The sequence below is a fragment of the Rhizobium phaseoli genome (genome assembly GCF_001664385.1).
Lineage (GTDB): Bacteria > Pseudomonadota > Alphaproteobacteria > Rhizobiales > Rhizobiaceae > Rhizobium > Rhizobium phaseoli.
This window is the reverse complement of the sequence record NZ_CP013536.1, coordinates 368,524-386,777: the sequence shown is the minus strand read 5'-3', so window position 1 is coordinate 386,777 and position 18,254 is coordinate 368,524. Positions and strand designations below refer to the sequence as shown.

Below are 18,254 nucleotides of genomic sequence, written 5' to 3'. Positions count from 1 at the left end.
GTTGCCGGGCGCCTTCTATTTGATCATGCGGCAAAGGCCGGATTGCGCCGCGCGCCCATTCTCAGCACGAAATAGATCGCTCCACCGATGGCGACGCCGAAGAACCAGCCATAAGTGCCCCACCAATCCGGCAGGATCGAGGTGAAGGTCGGCAGGATCGAGGAGAACAGCGCGCCAACCGCGAATGCGATGAAGGCATTGCCGTGCCAGCCGTTCTGGAAGCGGAACTCGCCATTCTCCCGGTAGAGCGCTTCAACGTTCAGCTGGCTCTTCCGGATGAGATAGTAATCCACCATCATGATGCCGAAGATCGGCCCCATCGTCGACCCGATGAAGTTGACGAAATGCGCCGCACCCGTCTCCCAGGGAGCGAACGGATAAAGCACAAGTGCGATCAGGGCGGCGATATATCCCCCGCGTTTGAAATTGATCTGGCGCGGGAAGACATTGGCGAAATCGAAGGCCGGCGACACGAAGTTGGCCACGACGTTGATGCCGAGCGTGGCGACTGCGAATGTCAGTGCGGCAAGCAGCGCCAGGAACCAGCTATCGAATTTCGCCGATATCATTTCCGGATGCAGCAACACCTCGCCGTAAACGGTGAACGCGGCCGTGGTCGTGACACCTGCGACGAGGCAGAAGGCCAGAAGATTGATCGGCAGGCCCCAGAGATTGCCTTTCCTGAGCGCTTTTTCACTCGTCGCATAACGAGAGAAATCGCAGAAGTTCAGGTAGAGCGCGGCAAAATAGGTGATCCAGGTGGCGGCCACGGCGGCAAGCGCCGCAATCGAGCCCGGCTCACCCGGCACGCCCGCATCCTTGGTTTTTTCGATCAGCACGTCGCGCGGAATTTCCGAACCGAAGGAGAAAGTGCCTGATTTGACAACCAGATAAACCGCCAGGATCAGCATCATGATCCACACGGCCGGGCCGGCCCAATCCTGGAACTTGCGGACCGTTTCCATACCCCGCTGAATGATCAGCAGCTGCAGCGCCCAGACGATGACGTAGCAGATGAGTTCGAGGGTCGAGTGGCCGAGCATGTGACTGTTCTGATGGAAAGCGAGCAGGCTCTCATTCCTGATCAGCAAGGCAACAATGGCACCGGATGCCGCGGCCGTCTGGGCGCCGTACCAGAAGCAGGCGACCACCGCGCGGACCAGTGCCGGAACGTTGGCGCCGAAGGTGCCGAACGAGGCCCGGGCCAGCACCGGAAAGGGTACGCCGGTGCGCACACCGGCATTGCCGACCAAACTCATCAGGATGAAGATGACCAGGGAACCGATGCCGATGGCGATGACAAAATTGACGAAGCTGCCGCACAGCAGGAACAGACTCGCCGCCAGATAATAGCCCCACAGGCTGTGGACGTCGGACGTCCAGACGTTGAAGATGCTGAATGCACCCCATTTGCGCTCGGCGGCGGGTGCAAGGTCCTCGTTATACAACGAGGGAGACGGATCTCGAATGCTCATGAATGCCCTCCCATATCCCCTGTGGCGACTCGACCACGGGAGGAAGTCTGCGCTTCATTTAGGCATCTGACAATTTAATAGTCACATTGTACACAATGCTGATGGTCGCATTGTACAGATGCCTCGAGGCCGCGCCGCGGACATACCATAGCCGCCGCCTATTGAGCGGCGGCCACCCGACCGGCCAGTCGAAACGGACTTGCGACAGCCGCGCCGGCGGCATCGAAGACGAAGGCGCCGACGTCGCCGGCGCTCGTGCGCCCGCCGCCCTCGAAGGAGGCGAGTTGAGCGCCGAACTTGGCAAGAGATGCATAGCGATCGTGCCCCAGCCCATCTGCTGCTTCGATCGACGTGATGTCGATGACCCGAAGCCTTTCCTTCATGGCGGCCTCCTCGATGACGGGATCGTTGATATCGAGACGCCCGACGCGCGGGCGTTCTCCCGCGATTAAGCTCGAAGCCACGAGCGCCCGATCATCCTTCGACACAAGAAGGGAGATCGGCATCGGCATCTGGCCGATATCCGTCAGTTGGGAGCGGAACACGTCGACGTCGATATCGGGGGCGGCGAGAACCACGGCCAGCTTGCTGACGACATCGTCGCGATGCTGCAGCTTGAGCTGCCGCACCGTTTCCATGACCAGGAATCCACCCATGCTATGCCCGAACAGGATGACGCGCTTCACCTTGCCGGAGGCCGAAAGCGAGGTGACGAGGGAATCGAGTTCGCTGCGCGAAGAAAGCGCGGCGTCACGGTCGGCGACATAACCTGCGACGGAGGCAGCCGACGGCCAGGAAAACAGGATCGGAGCGCCCTGTATCTTGGCGTCCGCAGCGATCTGGGCCGTGCGATAAAGCGCCTCTTGATAACTGTAGTTGTAGCCATGGACGAAGATGCCGATGGTGCCGTCGGGTTGCACGGAGCCCAGCGCCTGCTGCACGAAGGCGTCCTTCGCCAACTGCTTGCGCTCGACGACGGCAAATTGCCGTTCCGGGTCCGGCTTCGCCGTCGGGTAGACGATGGCGGTGTCCTTCCTGCCGGACGGAACCGAAAACGCGTAGTGCTCGTAGGTCATGGTCGCGGCCCATGTGCCGCCAAATCCACCCCGTACGCTATCGGGTGCTCTGTTGGTCGCGGTCAGGACGTTCACCCGCTCCGGAACTGTTTCGGAATGAACAGGCCCACTCAGATGTACGGGCTTCAAGACGTCAGGCGTTGGTCTGGTGGCGCAGCCCGCAAGCACTGCCAGCCCGATCGCTGCGATCATGGCCGCGCCGGCCTTTGGCAGCCGTTGAGAGTATCGTTCCCTCATCGATCCGCTCCGTTGGAAACCGAGATATGCAGCCGCCGGCGCGGCGGCTGCATTGGATGGCCGTCAAAGCCCGTCTTCATGCTTCCGCCGCGGCGTCGGCCCGAACAGTTTCGTCCCTCGGGATCCTGAACCAGGCGACGTAGAGCGCCGGCAGGAACAGCAGCGTGAGCGCGGTTCCGATGACAATGCCGCCCATCATGGCGTAAGCCATCGGGCCCCAGAAGATCTCGCGCGAGATTGGGATCAGCGCGAGGGTGGCGGCGGCCGCCGTCAGCATGATCGGCCGCATGCGATGTTCGGTCGCCTCGATCACCGCCTGCCACGCCGCGACCCCTTCGGCGCGCAGATGCTCGATCTGCACGACCAGGATGACCGAGTTGCGGATCAGGATGCCGATCAGGGCCAAAATGCCGAGGATGGCGACGAAGCCCATCGGTGCATTGCTCAGAAGGAGCGCCGCGACCACGCCGATCAGGGCCGTCGGCGCGACCGCGAAGACCAGAAACAGGCGGCTGAAGCTCTGCAGCTGGATCATCAGGATCGTCGCCATCGTAAACAGCATCAGCGGCGCTACAGCAGCGATCGGTCCCTGGGCTTCGGCGCTTGATTCGACCGCGCCGCCCACTTCCACCTTGTATCCCACGGGGAGGTTCTTCTGGAACTCTTCGACCTTCGGCTTCAGCTGGTCGACGATCGTGGCCGGCTGCGTCGAGCCGATGACGGCCGCCTTGAGCGTGATGGTCGGCTGCCGGTCGCGACGCCAGATCGTCGGCTGCTCGAGCTCGTAGCGGAAATTCGCCACCGCCGAAAGCGGCACGACCTTGCCGTTGGAGGTCGAGAGCTGCAGATTCTCAAGCGTCTGGACGGAGTCACGCTCCGATGCCCTCGCCCGGCCGATGACATTGACCAGATAGATGTCGTCGCGAATCTGCGTCGCCGTCGAGCCTTCGACAATGCCGTTGAGAGCGGTGGCGATGTCCTCGGAGGAGACGCCGAGCTGGCGCGCCTTGTCCTGCAGTACATCGACTTTCACCACGCGCGAGGGTTCGTTCCAGTCCAGCACCATGTTCGACAGCAGCGGATGCGCGCCGACGACGCCGGCGAACTGCTGGGAAATGTCGCGCACCTCCTGAATGTCGGGTCCGCTGATCCGGTACTGGACCGGCTTGCCCACGGGCGGGCCGATGTCGAGAAGCTTCACGAAGGCGTCGGTGCCGGGGAAGGTCTTGGTCAGATAGTTCTGCAGGTCCGCACGCACCTTGTCGCGCACGTCGAGGCCTTTGGTAACGATGATGGTCTGACCGAAGGTGACATCAGGCGTCTGGACGTCAAACGACAGGATGAAGCGCGGCGCGCCCTGACCGACATACGTTGTCCAATGGTCGATATCCTTGTTGTCGGCCAGCATCTCCTTTTCGAACTTGGCCATCTGCCGGTTGGTCTCGGCGATGGAGCTGTTGTGCGGCAGATTCCAGTCGATGACGAGCTCAGTCCTGTCCGAGTTCGGGAAGAATTGCTGCTGCACCAGCCCCATGCCGCCGACCGAGAGAGCGAAGACGCCGACCGTGAGCACGATGGTGGCCCAGCGCCAGCGCATGGCGAGCTTCAGAAGCCAGGAGAAGACAGCAGCGAAGCGCCCCTTCTTCTCATGATGCGACTTCATGGTTTTCGGCAGGATCGTCACGCCGAGAAGCGGCGTGAAGAGCACTGCGACGATCCACGAAACGACCAGCGAAACCGCGATGACCACAAAAAGCGTGAAGGTGAATTCGCCGGCGGCGCTACTGTTGAGACCAACCGGGATGAAGCCCGCGACCGTGACGAGCGTTCCCGTCAGCATCGGAAAAGCCGTCGATGTATAGACGTGGGTCGCCGCCTTTCTGAGATCGTCGCCCGCTTCCAGGCGCGCCACCATCATCTCGACGGCGATCATGGCGTCGTCGACGAGCAGGCCGAGCGCAATGATCAATGCGCCGAGCGATATGCGCTGCAGCGAGATTCCGGAATATTCCATGACGACGAAGGTAATGGCGAGCACCAGGGGGATGGAGATCGCCACCACCATGCCGGCGCGTAGGCCGAGACTGATGAAGCTGATGACGAGCACGATGACGATCGCTTCGAAGAGCGCCCGTGTAAAGCCCGAAACCGCTTCGTCGACCACCGCCGGCTGGTCGGAAACGCGGTGAACGTCCACCCCAATAGGAAGATCGGCGACGACCTGTTTCATCTCGGCATCGAGCGCCTCGCCGAACTGCAGGAGGTTGGCCCCCTGCTTCATGCCGATGGCGAGCCCGATCGCCGGCTGGCCGTTGAAGCGGAACAGAGCCGACGGCGGATCGACGTAGCCGCGCGTGATTGTGGCGACGTCGGTCAGCGGGAAGAAGCGGTCGTTGATGCGCAGATTGATCGACCGCAGGCTTTCTTCGGATGTGAACTGTCCGCTCACCCTGAGCGCGATGCGCTCCGGCCCGGCATCGACGAAGCCGGACTGCGTCACGGCATTTTGGGCCTGCAGGGTTTGGATGACCGACTGCTGGTCGATGCCAAGGGCTGCGATCTGGCGGGTGGAGAATTCCAGATAGATCGCCTCGTCCTGCGCGCCGATCACGTCGACCTTACCGACATCAGGCACCTTCAGAACCTCGGAGCGAGCATTTTCGACAAGATCGCGAAGCTGCCGCTGGGTCAAACCGTCGCTGGTGAAGGCATAGATGTTTCCGAAAACATCGCCGAAGCGGTCGTTGAAGAAGGGGCCGACAACACCGCTCGGGAAATCGCCTTTGATGTCGGCGATCATGTTGCGAATACGCAGCCAGGTGGACGCGACGTCCCGGGCCTTGGTCGTCGGCAGCAGTTCGACGAAAACGGTCGTCTGGCCGGCAACGGTCTGGCTCTTGGTGTAGTCGAGCGATTCCAGTTCCTGGAGTTTCTTCTCGATGCGGTCGGTCACCTGCCGCGTCACTTCCTCGGCGGAGGCGCCGGGCCACTGTGCGGTGATCACCATCGTCTTGATCGTGAAGTTCGGGTCTTCCTCGCGGCCGAGGTTCAGGTAGGAGAAGGCGCCTGCAAGAATGAAGACGATCATGAAGTACCAGACGAGCGAACGGTGTTCGAGCGCCCAGTCGGAAAGATTGAAGGACTTCACTGGTTGATCTCCTGGTCGATCCTGATGGCCTGGCCATCTTCAAGTTTATGCACGCCGGCCACGACCACCCGTTCCCCGGGTGCGAGCCCTTCGGTGACGCGGACAGTGCCGCCGTCGACGACGTCGCCCGCGATCTTGACGCGGCGCAGCGACACCTTCTTGCCGGGCACGTCGACAATCCAGACGCTCTGGTCGTCGCTGCCGGAAAGGATGGCCGAGGAAGGCAGCACGATCTCCGGCTCCGCGGCAATCGTGGCGGAGGCGGTGATGACCGAGCCGAGCCGGAACGCTTCAGGCGGATCGGTGAGCGCGATCTTGGTCCTGCTCGTGCGGGTGGCGGTCTCCGCCTCCGGCGCGATCTCACGGACGGTTCCTGAGGTGCGGATCGTCGGATCGAGCTGCAGTGTCACTTCGAAGGGCGCACCGATCTTCAGTTTCTGAGCGGCTGCCTGGGGCACGTCGACGACGGCGTCGCGTTTGTCCGGCCGGGCAATGGTCACGACCGTCTGGCCGGCCGACACGACCTGCCCGACCTCGGCCGAAGTCGCCGTTACAACACCATCGAATTCCGCCCGAAGCTGCGCATAGCCCAGCTGCTCCTTGGCCTTGTCGAGATTAGCCTGTGCTTTGGCGACGGCTGCCGCTGCCGTCCGTCTCGCCTGCTCGGCCTCTTCGAGCGAGGCTTCCGTGCCCGAGCGCGATTCCACCAGCGCGCGCTGGCGCTGCTCCGTGGTCACCGCGTTTCTAAGCTGGGCATCGCTGTTTTCCACATCGGACTGGGCGCTGCGGACAGAAAGCTCCAGCGCCACCGGATCGATAGCGGCGACGACGTCACCTTTCTTGACGATATCGCCGACATTGACATTGCGGGCAATCATTCGCCCAAGAATCCGAAAGCCGAGTTCGGTTTCGGTCGCCGGTTCAATGGTGCCGGTCAGGCTGAGGGCCGTGGCCGGCGTCTGCCTGACTGTCGTCGACAGCACCGGCCGAGGCGTTTCGTCCTTACTCTCTTCTGCCTTCGGCGCGCAGGAGGAGACCAGGGCCGTGCCCAGCATAAGTGCGACTATCTTCAGACGAATACTCACTTGGAAGCTTCCTTGACGTAAGACACGATCTCACCGGGCCTGAGGAACTTGGTGCCGTCGGTCACCACGACCTCTCCCGCCGACACGCCCGACTTCACGACGAAGCTGCCGGTTTCGTAGCCGGCTACATCGATCGTTCTGGCCGAAACCGCTGAGGATGCCGGATCGACGATCCAGACGGCCGGCTTGCCGTCCTTCGAGGTCATTGCCGACCAGGGCAGCTGGATGACGTCCTGTGCCAGGTAATTGAACCGTCCAACGACGGGAGCGCCCAGCGGAACGGGAGCATCGCTCGAGATCGCCACCTTGACCTTGATGGTGCCGGTGGCGGAATCGATTGTCGGCGAAATCTCGCGAACCTTCGCCGTGATCTTCTGCGTCGGATCCGACAACAGAGTTACGGTGCCGTCGCCGTCAATCGGACGCAGGAATGCGCTTTCCACGACCTCGAAGACGGCATCGCGATCGCCATCATGGGCAAGCGTGAAGACGACCTGAGCGGCCTGCGCCACCTGCCCGACCTCGGCGTTACGGGCGGTGATCACCCCATCGGCATCCGCTTTCAGCTCGGTGTAGGACAAGGTGTCCTGAGCGGTTTCGAAGAGTGCCTGCGCCGACTTGGTCGATGCCTGCGCCGTCAGAAGCGCCTCCTGCGCCTGATCGAGCGCGGCGCGGGTCGTCACCTGCGTCCGAAACAGGCTCTGCTGGCGGTCGAATGCAAGCTGCGCCTGAGTCTGTTGCGCCTCGGCCGACTGAAGATTGGCCGCCGCCACATCCAGGTCGGCCTTCTGCTCTTCCGGATCGATGCGTGCGAGGAGCTGCCCGGATTTCACGGTCTGACCGACCTCGACGAGCCGTTCGACGATCTTGCCGCTGACGCGGAACGACAGATCGCTTTGGACACGCGCCCGCACCTCTCCCGTGATCGCGCCCCCCTGAACCAGCGGCTCAGGCTTGGCGACGACGACACCGACCTGCCGCGGGGTCGGCTCAGCCGGCCTGCTCTCATCGCTGCAGGATCCGAGACCGATGGCGCATGCGATCGCTGTGGCGATCAGGATGGTTCTCATAATTGACCTCTTGCTCTCAACGGCAGCTCCTATATAATTGACTGACGCATTAGTCAATGAAACTTTGTGCCGCAGGGAAGAGGGTGTGCACGACAAGGGAGGCGAGGAAAAAATGGCATCTCCGAAGAAGCTCACACGCGCGGAACAGAAAGCGTTGCGACCCATCCAGATTCTGGATGCGGCTTTCGAAGAATTCGTCAGAAGCGGTTTTGCGGGCACGCGCGTGGAAGACATCGCCGACAGGGTTAACGTCACCAAAGGCACCGTCTACGTTTACTTCGAGACGAAGGAAAAGCTCTTCGAAGCGATGATCAACCACTTTTCCGTGCCATTTCAGGAGCTGCTGGCGATTACCGACGGGCTCAGTGGCAGCGCCACCGACCGGCTGACTTCCATTCTCGGCCTGCTCTATGAACAAATCGCCGAGGATCGCACGACCCGCGAGCTGACGCGGCTCGTCATTGGGGAAGGACACCGGTTTCCCGACCTCATTGACCGCCACCACGATCAATTCATCGAGCCGATCATCGCCAAGATCGACGCCCTCATCCTGGAGGGCGTGGCGTCGGGCGAGTTTCGCCCAGTTCCGGTGGAATTCTCCGACATCGTGGTCGCGCCTATCCTGACGACGACGGTGCTGCGGCTGATCTTCGACGACCGCCGCGTGCCCACTCCCAACAAGGAGGCCTTCCTGCGGACCTATTTCGACTTGCTGTTCAACGGTCTGCTCGCCAATCCTCACTGATCAGCAATAGTCTCCCGGCCCCTGCACTCGTCATTGTGCGTTTGCGGCACCGCAGCCAGCTTTCGCCGAAAGCGGAGAATTATGCTGCAACGCAGGTAGATTTTCTGAAGTCTTTATGTAAAAACATCGAGTTAGCTCTGCCTTCAAAGGCGCCACCTGAACTCGTGACGGAAAAAGTGGAACGCAAAGTCAATCTCAAAGATGTCGCGCGCGATGCCGACGTGTCGCTGAGCACGGCCTCGCACGCCTTGAACGGAACCGCGCCGCTGACGGTCGAGGTGCGCGAAAGGGTTCTGGATTCGGCAAAACGCCTCGGTTACCTCGACCGCCGGAGAAAAAAGGCGACGATCGCCACCCTGCATGTTCTGCTTCTCGCTATTCCCGACGACGCTGCGCCGGAGAGCGACCTCAACCTGGTCAGCTGGACGATCCTCAACGGTATCAGGAGGGAATGCGAGCGCCGCGGCATCAGGATCGTGCCTTTCGTCAGCACCGGCCGGCGCATCGATGGCGCACAGGTCAGGCAGATCGCGCTAGCGGAGCGCGCTGACGGGATCGTGGTCCTGAACGACGATCAGCCGGAACTTATCCGCAGCCTCGCCTCCGCCGATATGCCAGTGGTCATCGTCAACGGCGAGGACCCGACCATGCTGGTCGATACGGTGACCCCCGAAAACCGCTTCGGCGCGCGGCTCGGCATCGAGCACCTGCTGGCGCTCGGGCATCGCCGCATCCTGCACCTGACCTGGAAGGGGCGCACGACCATCCAGCGCCGGTATGACGGCTTCTCCGATGCCTATCTCGCCGCACAGCTACCGGTCCCGGAGGAGATGATCGTCGAGGCCGAGGGTTATGAGCCCAGGCATGGCGAAGCAGCCATCAACGCGCTGCTCGACCGTGATCCGATGATGAAAGGCGCCACTGCCGTCTTCTGCGCGGCCGACAATCTGGCGCTCGGCTGCCTGAAGGCATTGGCCGATCGCGACATACGCGTGCCCGAAGCAGTTTCCGTCCTCGGCTTCGACGACATTGTCCCCGGCGAGTTCAGCCGTCCGCCGCTTTCGACGGTCAGCGTCCCAACCGACAGGCTCGGCGCGGCGGCACTTGCACTCATCGAACAGCGGCTGATCGCCAACGATCCGCAGCGGCCGGCCCATCGCCTGGAACTGGGCTGCCACCTCGTCCTGCGCGGCAGCATTGCGCCTCCGCGCTAGAGCATGATGCCGAAAAGCGTGAGCGGTTTTCGGATGGCATCATGCTCTAACTCTTTAACCTAGAACCGGATTTGATTTAGGCCAACCGGGCCTAAGATCATCCTGTTCCAGGCTCCAATCAGCGCAAGCGCTCCGCCCGTAGCCGCGTATCCCGCGGGCTTTCGCCAAAAGTGCTGCGATAGATGATGGAAAATCTCCCCGCGTGAGCAAACCCCCATATCGCGCAGATTTCGCGGACGGATCGTTGGTTCGTCGGATCCCGCAGCTGCTCGCGGGCCGCCTGCAGCCGGATCGTACGGAGGTAACCTGCCGGCGACGTCCCTCGGAAGGCCTTGAAACCCGTTTGCAGCGCGCGAAGGGAAACGCCGACGTCGTCGGCGACCATCGTCATCGTAAGAGGTTCCGCGATATTGGCATGCATGTACTCGATGGCCCGTCGGACATGCCAAGGCGCGATCAGCGACACTTTCTTCCTTTCGAGACGATCGGAAAGACGGTGGCGTCCGAATCGGATCACGAGGTGAGCGAGCGTTTCGCTCATCGCCGCCGCCGCAAGGGGTGAAGACAGCAGCGGACCGCCGGCGCGCATGCCCTGTACAATCGTTTGGACCAGATTGCCGATGAGTTGGCCGGCCTGTGTCGTGAGATCCAGAATGGGCTCAAGGTCGAGCGACTCGGAGAATGGCGTCTCCACCAGCGAAGCAAGCGCCTGTTTCACGACCTTCCAGTCCAGGAAGAGAGCATCCGAGCGATGCGGAACACCCTGGATCACGCGATCGCCGGCCTCGTGGTTGTTGGCCATAAGAAGGTGACCGGCGCCGCTTTCAACCGTTCTCCTGCCGATCGATAGACGAAAGGATCCGGTGTGCGGCATGAAAAAGGTCAGATGTTGCGGGCTCTCGTCAAGCGTTCGGATGGTCCAGGGGCTCTCATACACCGAATGAAGTGTTGTGAGCGCCTCGGTCCTTCTCAGGTCCGCGGCCCAGGCAAACTTCCGTTCGTTTTTCAGCGGCTGCGCGCCGAAGACCCCATAGCCTGCCGAAAAGGCCTGCACCATCGATTCGAAGCTGGCGCCTTCATGCGTCGGCACAAAACCGTAACGCCCATGCTCCGGACAGTGGGCCATATTCTCAGGTCTCATCGAATCCATGCAACTCCCTTGAGAAATGACGCGCGATCGCGACTGGTATGACCAATCTCGATGCGGTAAGCAGGGCCGAGAACCACGGATGACCTCCTTGCCCCGCAGAAGCCAAGCGTCCCCTTCACCTGCTTCACACCTACAGTGTAAATCAATATGATCGGAAAATGAAGTACGTTGCCCTGGACCATGTAGCCGCCCATTTTCTGCGCGATATACAGCCGCCGCGGGTAGCCACCCGCAACGAACGGGACCTCCTGCGGTTGATCTGGAAGTCTCCCGGCATCGAGCGCTCCGACCTGACCGAGCCGCTCGATCTGACGCAGCAATCGTTGCACAGGATCGTCGGACGACTGCACGATCGAGGAATGCTCGTCTTTTCGCAGTCGGAAAACCGGCGGGCGGGACCGCCCAGTCCTGAGCTGACACTCCGGAAGGAGTGGTGTCTCACGCTCGGAATCTCCGTCAATGTCGGTTCGATCGGACTTTGTCTCATGGGCTTCGGCGAACCTCTGGAAAACATGGAAATGGCGCAGACGGGGTCTTCGCTATCGGAGGAGATGGACCGGATCGAAGCAGCCGTCGAAGACATTCTTGCCCGTCGCGACGCCAAGCGGCGTGACGTCCTCGGCGTCGGCCTGGCGGTCGCTGGCCACCGAATGCTGGAGACCGCCTTCAACTGTCCCTTGCCGCTCGCCCATTGGTCGCTGATCGACCTGGCGCCCTTGCTGGGCAATAAACTTGGTCTGCCGGTCTGGGCCGACAATGTCGCCAGGACTGCGGCTCTGGCGGAAGCCATTTTCGGCGTCGGTCGTGATGCCACGGATTTCGCCTATATCGCCCACCTTCATGGCTACGGCGGCGGTCTCGTTTCCGGCGGCATGCCGTTTCGCGGCAGTTTCGGCAACGCCGGCGAATTCTCCGTTCTCTTCGGGCGTCAGGATTACGACGATCGCCCCGCGCTCAACCAACTGCTCGAGCATCTTCGCTCCAAGGGACGCTCGGGCCTGACATTGCGGGATCTGAAGAACGAGAAGCTGGTGGATTGGGACGGCGTCGAGGAATGGGTCGACCGCGTCACGCCGGCCCACAACCGCGCTGTCAATGCGATCTGCGCGATCTTCGACCCGGGATTGATCGTGCTGGGCGGCGAGCTTCCACATTCGCTTGCAAGAATGCTGATCGAACGGACCGAATTCAACAACCTGCCGCGGCACGGCGCGTTGCGCGACGTTCCGAAGCTTGCGCTGGCAGAGATCATCGATGCCCCCGGCGCGATCGGCGCGGCCTTGATCCCGCTCTTCGAAACAGTTTTGTGATATTTCGCCCGCAAGGGATGCTGGTTGCGGGCATTGCCTCACACGAGATCGAAGCGGTTCTGGCGATCAAGCCTGAACCGCTCCTGTCCAAATCGGCAGGTCTCCGCATCTCGACCCCGATTGCGGACTGCCGGATCTCGCTCACTTCATTCCGGTACCGGCAATGCCCGTGGTGATGTATTTCTGCAGGAACAGGAAGACGACGGTGACGGGCAGCAGGCTGAGGAAGGTCATCGCCAGGATATAGTGCCACTGCACCGAGAACTCGCCCTGGAAGGCGTTCAGGCCGACCTGCAGGGTGAAATTCTCGCGACTGTTGAGGACGATCAGCGGCCAGAGGAAATCGTTCCAGCGCCAGAGCACAGAGAAGATCGCGAGAACCGCCAGAGCCGGCGCCGTCAGCGGCAGGATGATGCGCCAGAAGATGCAGAATTCGCTCGCCGCATCGACGCGCGCCGCCTCGATCAGTTCGTCGGGTATGGTCAGCATATATTGCCGCAGCAGAAAGACGGCGGTTGGAGAGGCGATGGTCGGCAGGATGACGCCCCAGAGATTGTCGGCAAGTCCGACCCCGACGATGACGAGATAGGCCGGCACCATGACGACGGCGAGCGGGATCATCAGGGTGGAAATGATGATGACGAACACCGTCGTGTCGCCGCGAAATTTATATTTCGACAGCGCAAAGGCCGCCATCGCGTTGACGATCAGCGTCAGAAGCGTCGCGACGACGGTGACGAACACCGAATTTTTGAGGAAGGTCAGGAAGCTGAAGCGTGTCAGCGGATCGGTGTAATTTTCGGTGGCGACGGTCAGGTGCTGGACCGGCGTGATCCCCTTCACGTCGACGCTGACCGGCCGTCCCGGATTGGCGGGATCGACCATCTGGGCCTTGAGGCCGATACGCCGGACCATCGCCATTTCCCGCGCCTGGCCGTCGATCGTGACTTGCCAGAGGCTGAGCGGCTTGTCGAAGCCGGGCACGGTCTGCTCCACCGCGGCGCGCGGAAGCAGCGTCGGCGGAAAGCGGGTGATTTCGGCCGCCGGCTTCAGCGACGAGAGGCCGGCCCAGAGCACGGGAACGAGGACGGCGAGCGTGCCGCCGATCAGCCAGACCCAGGACAGGATGTCTGTTATATCGATGCGTCCGGCCCGGCGCGTGCGCGTCATGAAGCGGATCGGATTCATAGAGCTTTTCATCTCAGGACTCCATTCGCTTGCCGAGGCGCAGCTGTATGAGGGTGAGAACCAGAAGCACCAGCCCCATCAGAACCGAGGCGGCCGAGGCGAGGCCGAAGAGGCGAAGATCGCTACTGAAGGCCATCTGGTAGATATATTGGACGATGAAGCTATTGGCCGTGCCCGGACCGCCGCCATTCGTCAAAACCCAAGCCTCGTCAAAGATCTGCACGGACTTGATCATCAGAAGGATGAACACGACGAGCAGGTTCGGCGCAAGCAGCGGCAGCGTGATCCTGAACAGCGTGCGGCGCGGCGACGCGGCGTCGATGGCGGCGGCCTCGTAAAGTTCCTTCGGGATCGCCTGGAGGCCGGCAAGCAGGATGAGGGTGTAGAAACCCATGTGAAACCAGACCGAGACCACGACGACGAAGAAGCGCGACCAGCCGACATCCAGCAGGAAAATTTCAGGAGGCACGCCGAGCATCTGGAAGAAGGCGTTCAACAGCCCGTTGCGATCGAGGAACCATTTCCAGATCAGGCCGATGACAACGGGCGACAGCAGAACGGGATAAAAGAACATCGCCCGGAAGAAACCGCGCGCGAAGATCGCCCGGTTGAGGATCAGCGCCGTGATCAGCGCCACCAGCAATGTGGCGGTGACGTTCAGTGCGACGAACCACAGCGTGTTCCACACCGCCGTCCAGAACAGCGATTCCTGGCAGGTTCCCGGCTGCAGATAGTTGCCGCAGGAAAGCAGGGCGCGGAAATTGTCGAAGCCGACGAATGGCCGTTCCGAGACGAAAAGATTGGTGCCGCCGGTGAAGGCGTAACCGACCGCGATCGCGATCGGAAGAAAGGTAAAGATGGCGAACAGAACGAGGTTCGGCGCCAGGAACAGCCAAGGCATGCGCTTGCGGCCGAAGAGGCGCTCGACCGCATTCATCGGAGCCTCGACCACCTTCATTGCCGTGTCGCCCGCCTGGGAGAGCAATGCAGCAGCAGCCATGGTCAGCGCCTCCCCTGGCCCGATCGGCGGGCAAAAGCCAGGCCGCTTTCGGGATCGAACAGGTGAACGCGTGCCGGATCGGCGTCGATCATGATCCGGTCGCCCTGAACAGGTGCGAAATGGCCGGCTTCATGGATGATGATCTGCTCCTCCTGCCCGGCAAGATTGCCGTAGACATAGGTCTCCGTACCGAGTCCCTCGTGATACTGAACGATGAACGGCAGGCCCTTTTCACTGGAGCGGGAAAAATGCGCGGGCCTTATGCCGGCAAGCACATCCTGCCCGACCGTGATGCCCGTCGGGTCGACATCGCTGACGATCCTGCCGCCGCCGCCGACATCGATGGCGATGCCGCCCTCGCCGAGGCTCGAGACCTTGCCCTTGACGATGTTCATGCGCGGCGAGCCGAGGAAGCCGGCGACGAAGAGATTGCGCGGATGATCGAAGAGTTCGAGCGGCGCACCGACCTGCTCGACGCGGCCTGCGCGCAGCACGACGATCTTGTCGGCCATGGTCATCGCTTCGACCTGATCGTGGGTCACATAGATCATGGTCGTCTTGATCTCGCGGTGGAGTTTGGTGATCTCGGCGCGGGTCTGGACGCGCAGCGCCGCATCGAGATTGGAAAGCGGCTCGTCGAAGAGGAAAATATCCGGTTCGCGCACGATCGCCCGGCCGATCGCCACGCGCTGGCGCTGGCCGCCGGAGAGCTGCTTCGGCCGTCGGTCGAGATAAGGTTCGATCGCCAGCATTCTGGCCGCTTCGGCAATGCGAGCGTCGATTTCGGCGCGCTTGAACTTGAGGTTCTCCAGGCCGAAAGCAAGATTCTTGCGCACGCTCATATGCGGATAAAGCGCATAGGACTGGAAAACCATGGCGATCTTGCGCTCGGCCGGCGAGAGCGCGCTGACATCCCGGCCGCGGATCGCAATTCCGCCCGAGGTGACCTCTTCGAGGCCGGCAATGACGCGCAACAGGGTCGACTTGCCGCAGCCCGACGGGCCGACGAAGACGACGAACTCGCCGTCCTTGATATCGAGTTCGACGTCATGCAGCACCTTAACGGAGCCATACGACTTGTTGACGGTGGAAAGTCTCAGTTCTGCCATGCCCTACTCCCATCGGGTGCCGCCGTCTCGAAGACGACGTCGTTTGCGTTCCAGCCTTGCGGCAGCGGTGTCGGTCTTGTGATCCGCACCTCGTTCATCAAGATCCCGGTGACATCAGCCACATACATGCCGGGCATTCCGCCTGGATAGTCCTGCAGGCCGATCACCCGGCCGTCCGCCCCGCGCGTCCAGGCATTGGCGCGGCCGCCGCCCTCGGCCTTCGGCGCGAGATCGGCATTGGTCGGGCGCAGGTCGTAGGACTGAGCGGTGCCGAGTTCGCCGGGCCACTGGTCTATGCCGATGCGTGCCAGCGATATGTTGTGGATGCCAGCGGACGCAGTCGAGATGATGGTGATCGCCCCCTCCATGCGCCCGGTAATGTCCTCGACAATGAGGTTTTCGATCGCACCTGCCGGGCGCTCAGTGACACGGTCGACGAGGTTGACGGTCAGCGCCTCCCCCGAGCCCCAGAAGCCATCGAGCGTTTCGCGGCACTCTACCGCAATCCTGGAAAACCTCACGTTCGAGATCCGGCCGCCGTCACGCGAAAATATGCCGAGCGCCCGGTTGGAGGATGAGACGCTGCAATCCTCAAAGACGACGTTGGTGACGTCGCCATGCGTTTCAGTGCCGATTTTCAGCGCGCAGCTGAGGCTCTGAACGGAGCAGCGGCGGATAAGAATATTCTCGCATCGCCCGATGGCGACACCGTGCGGGCCGATGCTGGTCTTCAGGCATATGCCGTCATCGGCCGTCGATATCGTGCAATCCTCGATGACGGCGCCGCGGCAGGCATCGAGCACGATGCCATCCGTGTTGGGAAGACGGCGGTCGTTTTCGATGGTGACGTTCCGGACCGCGACATCGGTGCAGTTGACGAAGTGCAGCGTCCACATCGGCGAGCGGCTGATATGGACGGCGCTGATCTCGACTTCGTCGCAGCTTTCGAAGACGACGACGCGGGGGCGGAATTCCGCCGGGATGAAGGTCCCCACCGTCTCGTCGTCGCCGATGATGAAGCTCTCGCAGCCGGCCTCGATGCGCCCCGGTCCCGTCAGGCTGATCCGCCGTGCGCCCTTGGCGACGATCATGCCGCGGTCCGACTTCTCGGCGATTACCGAAACAGTCGTATGCGCGTAAGCCTCATAGTCGGAAACAGGGCGCAGGATTGCGCCGGCGGCCAGATGCAGCTCGATGCCCGAACGGAGCTGGAGCCCCCGGCAGAGGTGGATGCCCGCCAGGAGCTTCAGGCGTCCGCCGCCGGAAGCCGAGAGATCGTCGATCGCCGCCTGCAGGCGGCTGGTATTGTCGCCGTCGAAGGCCTCAATCGCGACGAGGGAGGTGGCACTCATTGGCGTCGGCCATTCTCGATAAGGACTTCGGTCAGCAGCAGCATGGTCAGTGCCTGGCCGTAGGGCGTCGGCAGGTTCGGGATGCGCCGATAGAAATCAAGGTCATGACCCATCGGCGTGCCGTCCGAAACGCCATGCACGACACCTTCCTCGTCGATCTGAGCAAGCACGGCCTTCAGCGCACGCTCGGCATGGACCTTGTCGCTCTCGCCGAGAATGCCGGCATCGATGGCGCGCAAAATACCGTAGGCGATACCCGCCGTGGCCGAGGTTTCCAGCGGCGAGGACGGATCGTCCAGCAGCGTCGTGAACATGCCGTCCGGCCGCTGATATGCCTTCAACGAACGCACCTGGCTGACGAGAACGTTCGACAGGAAGCGCCGGTCCTTCTCGCCGAGGGTCGGCACGAGATCGAAGAGTTCCGGGATGGCGACCGTGATCCAGGCATTGCCGCGCGCCCAGAAGGCATTGGCGAAATTGTGCCGGCCGTTGAAGGTCCAGCCGTGATACCACAGACCGCTCACCGGATCGGAGAGATAGCGGGTGTGGATGACGAACTGATAGACGGCCTCGTCGATCCAGTCGTTGCGCTTGCAGAGCACCCCGGCGCGGGCGAGGAACAGGCAGGCCATGAACAGCGTGTCGTCCCACAATTCGCCGTCGTTGAGACGTTCCTTGACGACGTGCTGGAAGCCGCCGTCCTCGGTCTTCGGCAGCTCCTTGACCAGCCATTCGGCCCAGTCCTCGACGAGGGCGCGAAAGTCAGGACGGTCGACATGCTCGACGAGGATCGCCAGCGGCAGCATCGGCGCCGTGCTGTTGATCTGGCGCGGCGGCAGGCCTCGATCTATCTGGCCGCTGTACCAGACGACAAGCTCCTGCAGCGCCTTCGGGTCGTTGGCGGCAATCGCCCGGCGCAGGAAGCCATAAAGGCCGACGCCGACTTCCCAGTCCCATTCGTCGAACTGGATTCCCGAGGCGGCATCGTCGGTGACGAGACCTTCCTTGATGCCCCTGAGGCGGCTGAAGGCCGTCGCCACGCGATCGATGGTCGTCAGGAGAGCGCCGTTGTCGACAGATGCTGTGTTCATGCTG

Annotated in this window: 14 protein-coding genes; 3 read left to right on the top strand and 11 right to left on the bottom strand. The window is 62.1% G+C overall.

Annotated features, from left to right (window positions below; translation table 11 throughout):
• Positions 1-23: 23 nt before the first annotated feature.
• The 5 genes from AMC88_RS28970 to AMC88_RS28950 form a co-directional block, all read right to left on the bottom strand.
• On the bottom strand, positions 24-1,475 hold the full coding sequence (locus tag AMC88_RS28970) for an NCS1 family nucleobase:cation symporter-1 (protein WP_064830165.1): 1,452 nt from the start codon (positions 1,473-1,475) through the stop codon (positions 24-26).
• Positions 1,476-1,633: 158 nt separating this feature from the next.
• The gene (locus AMC88_RS28965) at positions 1,634-2,788 is read right to left on the bottom strand and encodes an alpha/beta hydrolase (RefSeq protein WP_064830164.1); all 1,155 of its coding nucleotides are present in this window, start codon (positions 2,786-2,788) and stop codon (positions 1,634-1,636) included.
• A 76-nt stretch (positions 2,789-2,864) separates the two neighbouring features.
• Positions 2,865-5,936 (bottom strand): efflux RND transporter permease subunit, encoded by a 3,072-nt coding sequence (locus AMC88_RS28960; protein ID WP_064830163.1) that lies wholly within the window; start codon positions 5,934-5,936, stop codon positions 2,865-2,867.
• A complete protein-coding gene (locus AMC88_RS28955) occupies positions 5,933-7,021 on the bottom strand; it encodes an efflux RND transporter periplasmic adaptor subunit (protein ID WP_064830162.1) in 1,089 nt (362 codons plus the stop codon). Before AMC88_RS28955 ends, AMC88_RS28960 begins: the two co-directional genes overlap by 4 nt.
• Positions 7,018-8,091 carry an efflux RND transporter periplasmic adaptor subunit gene (locus tag AMC88_RS28950; protein WP_064830161.1) on the bottom strand — a complete coding sequence of 358 codons (1,074 nt, stop codon included), beginning with the start codon at positions 8,089-8,091 and terminating at the stop codon, positions 7,018-7,020. The genes AMC88_RS28955 and AMC88_RS28950 overlap by 4 nt, the downstream gene beginning before the upstream one ends.
• A 112-nt stretch (positions 8,092-8,203) precedes the next feature.
• Between AMC88_RS28950 and AMC88_RS28945 the strand changes: the two genes are divergently transcribed.
• Together AMC88_RS28945 and AMC88_RS28940 are read left to right on the top strand one after the other, a co-directional pair.
• Entirely contained in the window at positions 8,204-8,836 is a 633-nt protein-coding gene (locus AMC88_RS28945; RefSeq protein ID WP_012489988.1) for a TetR/AcrR family transcriptional regulator, read from the top strand.
• Positions 8,837-9,012: 176 nt separating this feature from the next.
• Positions 9,013-10,050: a LacI family DNA-binding transcriptional regulator gene (locus tag AMC88_RS28940; protein ID WP_029531791.1), complete on the top strand. Its 1,038-nt coding sequence runs from the start codon at positions 9,013-9,015 to the stop codon at positions 10,048-10,050.
• A 118-nt stretch (positions 10,051-10,168) separates the two neighbouring features.
• Here the strand turns inward: AMC88_RS28940 and AMC88_RS28935 are convergent, their stop codons facing one another.
• Entirely contained in the window at positions 10,169-11,191 is a 1,023-nt protein-coding gene (locus AMC88_RS28935; RefSeq protein WP_472505051.1) for a helix-turn-helix domain-containing protein, read from the bottom strand.
• A 167-nt stretch (positions 11,192-11,358) separates the two neighbouring features.
• On the opposite strand from AMC88_RS28935, the gene AMC88_RS28930 reads away from it, so the two are divergent.
• A complete protein-coding gene (locus AMC88_RS28930) occupies positions 11,359-12,510 on the top strand; it encodes an ROK family transcriptional regulator (protein WP_012489991.1) in 1,152 nt (383 codons plus the stop codon).
• Between the two features lie 141 nt (positions 12,511-12,651).
• Here AMC88_RS28930 and AMC88_RS28925 read toward each other — a convergent pair whose 3' ends face one another.
• Genes AMC88_RS28925 through bglB form a run of 5 tightly spaced genes read right to left on the bottom strand, consistent with a single transcriptional unit; the run spans position 12,652 to position 18,250 of the window.
• Complete coding sequence (locus AMC88_RS28925) at positions 12,652-13,698, bottom strand: carbohydrate ABC transporter permease (protein WP_012489992.1); 1,047 nt, start codon at positions 13,696-13,698, stop codon at positions 12,652-12,654.
• Between the two features lie 13 nt (positions 13,699-13,711).
• Positions 13,712-14,698, bottom strand: a complete 987-nt coding sequence (locus AMC88_RS28920; protein WP_012489993.1) for a carbohydrate ABC transporter permease — start codon at positions 14,696-14,698, stop codon at positions 13,712-13,714.
• 2 nt (positions 14,699-14,700) lie between these two features.
• Positions 14,701-15,807 carry an ABC transporter ATP-binding protein gene (locus tag AMC88_RS28915; protein ID WP_012489994.1) on the bottom strand — a complete coding sequence of 369 codons (1,107 nt, stop codon included), beginning with the start codon at positions 15,805-15,807 and terminating at the stop codon, positions 14,701-14,703.
• A complete protein-coding gene (pglB, locus tag AMC88_RS28910) occupies positions 15,795-17,159 on the bottom strand; it encodes a polygalacturonase PglB (RefSeq protein ID WP_064830160.1) in 1,365 nt (454 codons plus the stop codon). The genes AMC88_RS28915 and pglB overlap by 13 nt, the downstream gene beginning before the upstream one ends.
• Positions 17,156-18,250 carry a beta-galactosidase BglB gene (bglB, locus tag AMC88_RS28905; protein WP_012489996.1) on the bottom strand — a complete coding sequence of 365 codons (1,095 nt, stop codon included), beginning with the start codon at positions 18,248-18,250 and terminating at the stop codon, positions 17,156-17,158. Before bglB ends, pglB begins: the two co-directional genes overlap by 4 nt.
• Positions 18,251-18,254 lie beyond the last annotated feature (4 nt).

Coding starts and splice junctions, on each gene's coding strand:
- AMC88_RS28970 (WP_064830165.1), bottom strand. CDS start 1,475: ATGAGCATTCGAGATCCGTCTCCCTCGTTGTATAACGAGGACCTTGCA.
- AMC88_RS28965 (WP_064830164.1), bottom strand. CDS start 2,788: ATGAGGGAACGATACTCTCAACGGCTGCCAAAGGCCGGCGCGGCCATG.
- AMC88_RS28950 (WP_064830161.1), bottom strand. CDS start 8,091: ATGAGAACCATCCTGATCGCCACAGCGATCGCATGCGCCATCGGTCTC.
- AMC88_RS28945 (WP_012489988.1), top strand. CDS start 8,204: ATGGCATCTCCGAAGAAGCTCACACGCGCGGAACAGAAAGCGTTGCGA.
- AMC88_RS28935 (WP_472505051.1), bottom strand. CDS start 11,191: ATGAGACCTGAGAATATGGCCCACTGTCCGGAGCATGGGCGTTACGGT.
- AMC88_RS28930 (WP_012489991.1), top strand. CDS start 11,359: ATGAAGTACGTTGCCCTGGACCATGTAGCCGCCCATTTTCTGCGCGAT.
- AMC88_RS28925 (WP_012489992.1), bottom strand. CDS start 13,698: ATGAATCCGATCCGCTTCATGACGCGCACGCGCCGGGCCGGACGCATC.
- AMC88_RS28920 (WP_012489993.1), bottom strand. CDS start 14,698: ATGGCTGCTGCTGCATTGCTCTCCCAGGCGGGCGACACGGCAATGAAG.
- AMC88_RS28915 (WP_012489994.1), bottom strand. CDS start 15,807: ATGGCAGAACTGAGACTTTCCACCGTCAACAAGTCGTATGGCTCCGTT.
- pglB (WP_064830160.1), bottom strand. CDS start 17,159: ATGAGTGCCACCTCCCTCGTCGCGATTGAGGCCTTCGACGGCGACAAT.
- bglB (WP_012489996.1), bottom strand. CDS start 18,250: ATGAACACAGCATCTGTCGACAACGGCGCTCTCCTGACGACCATCGAT.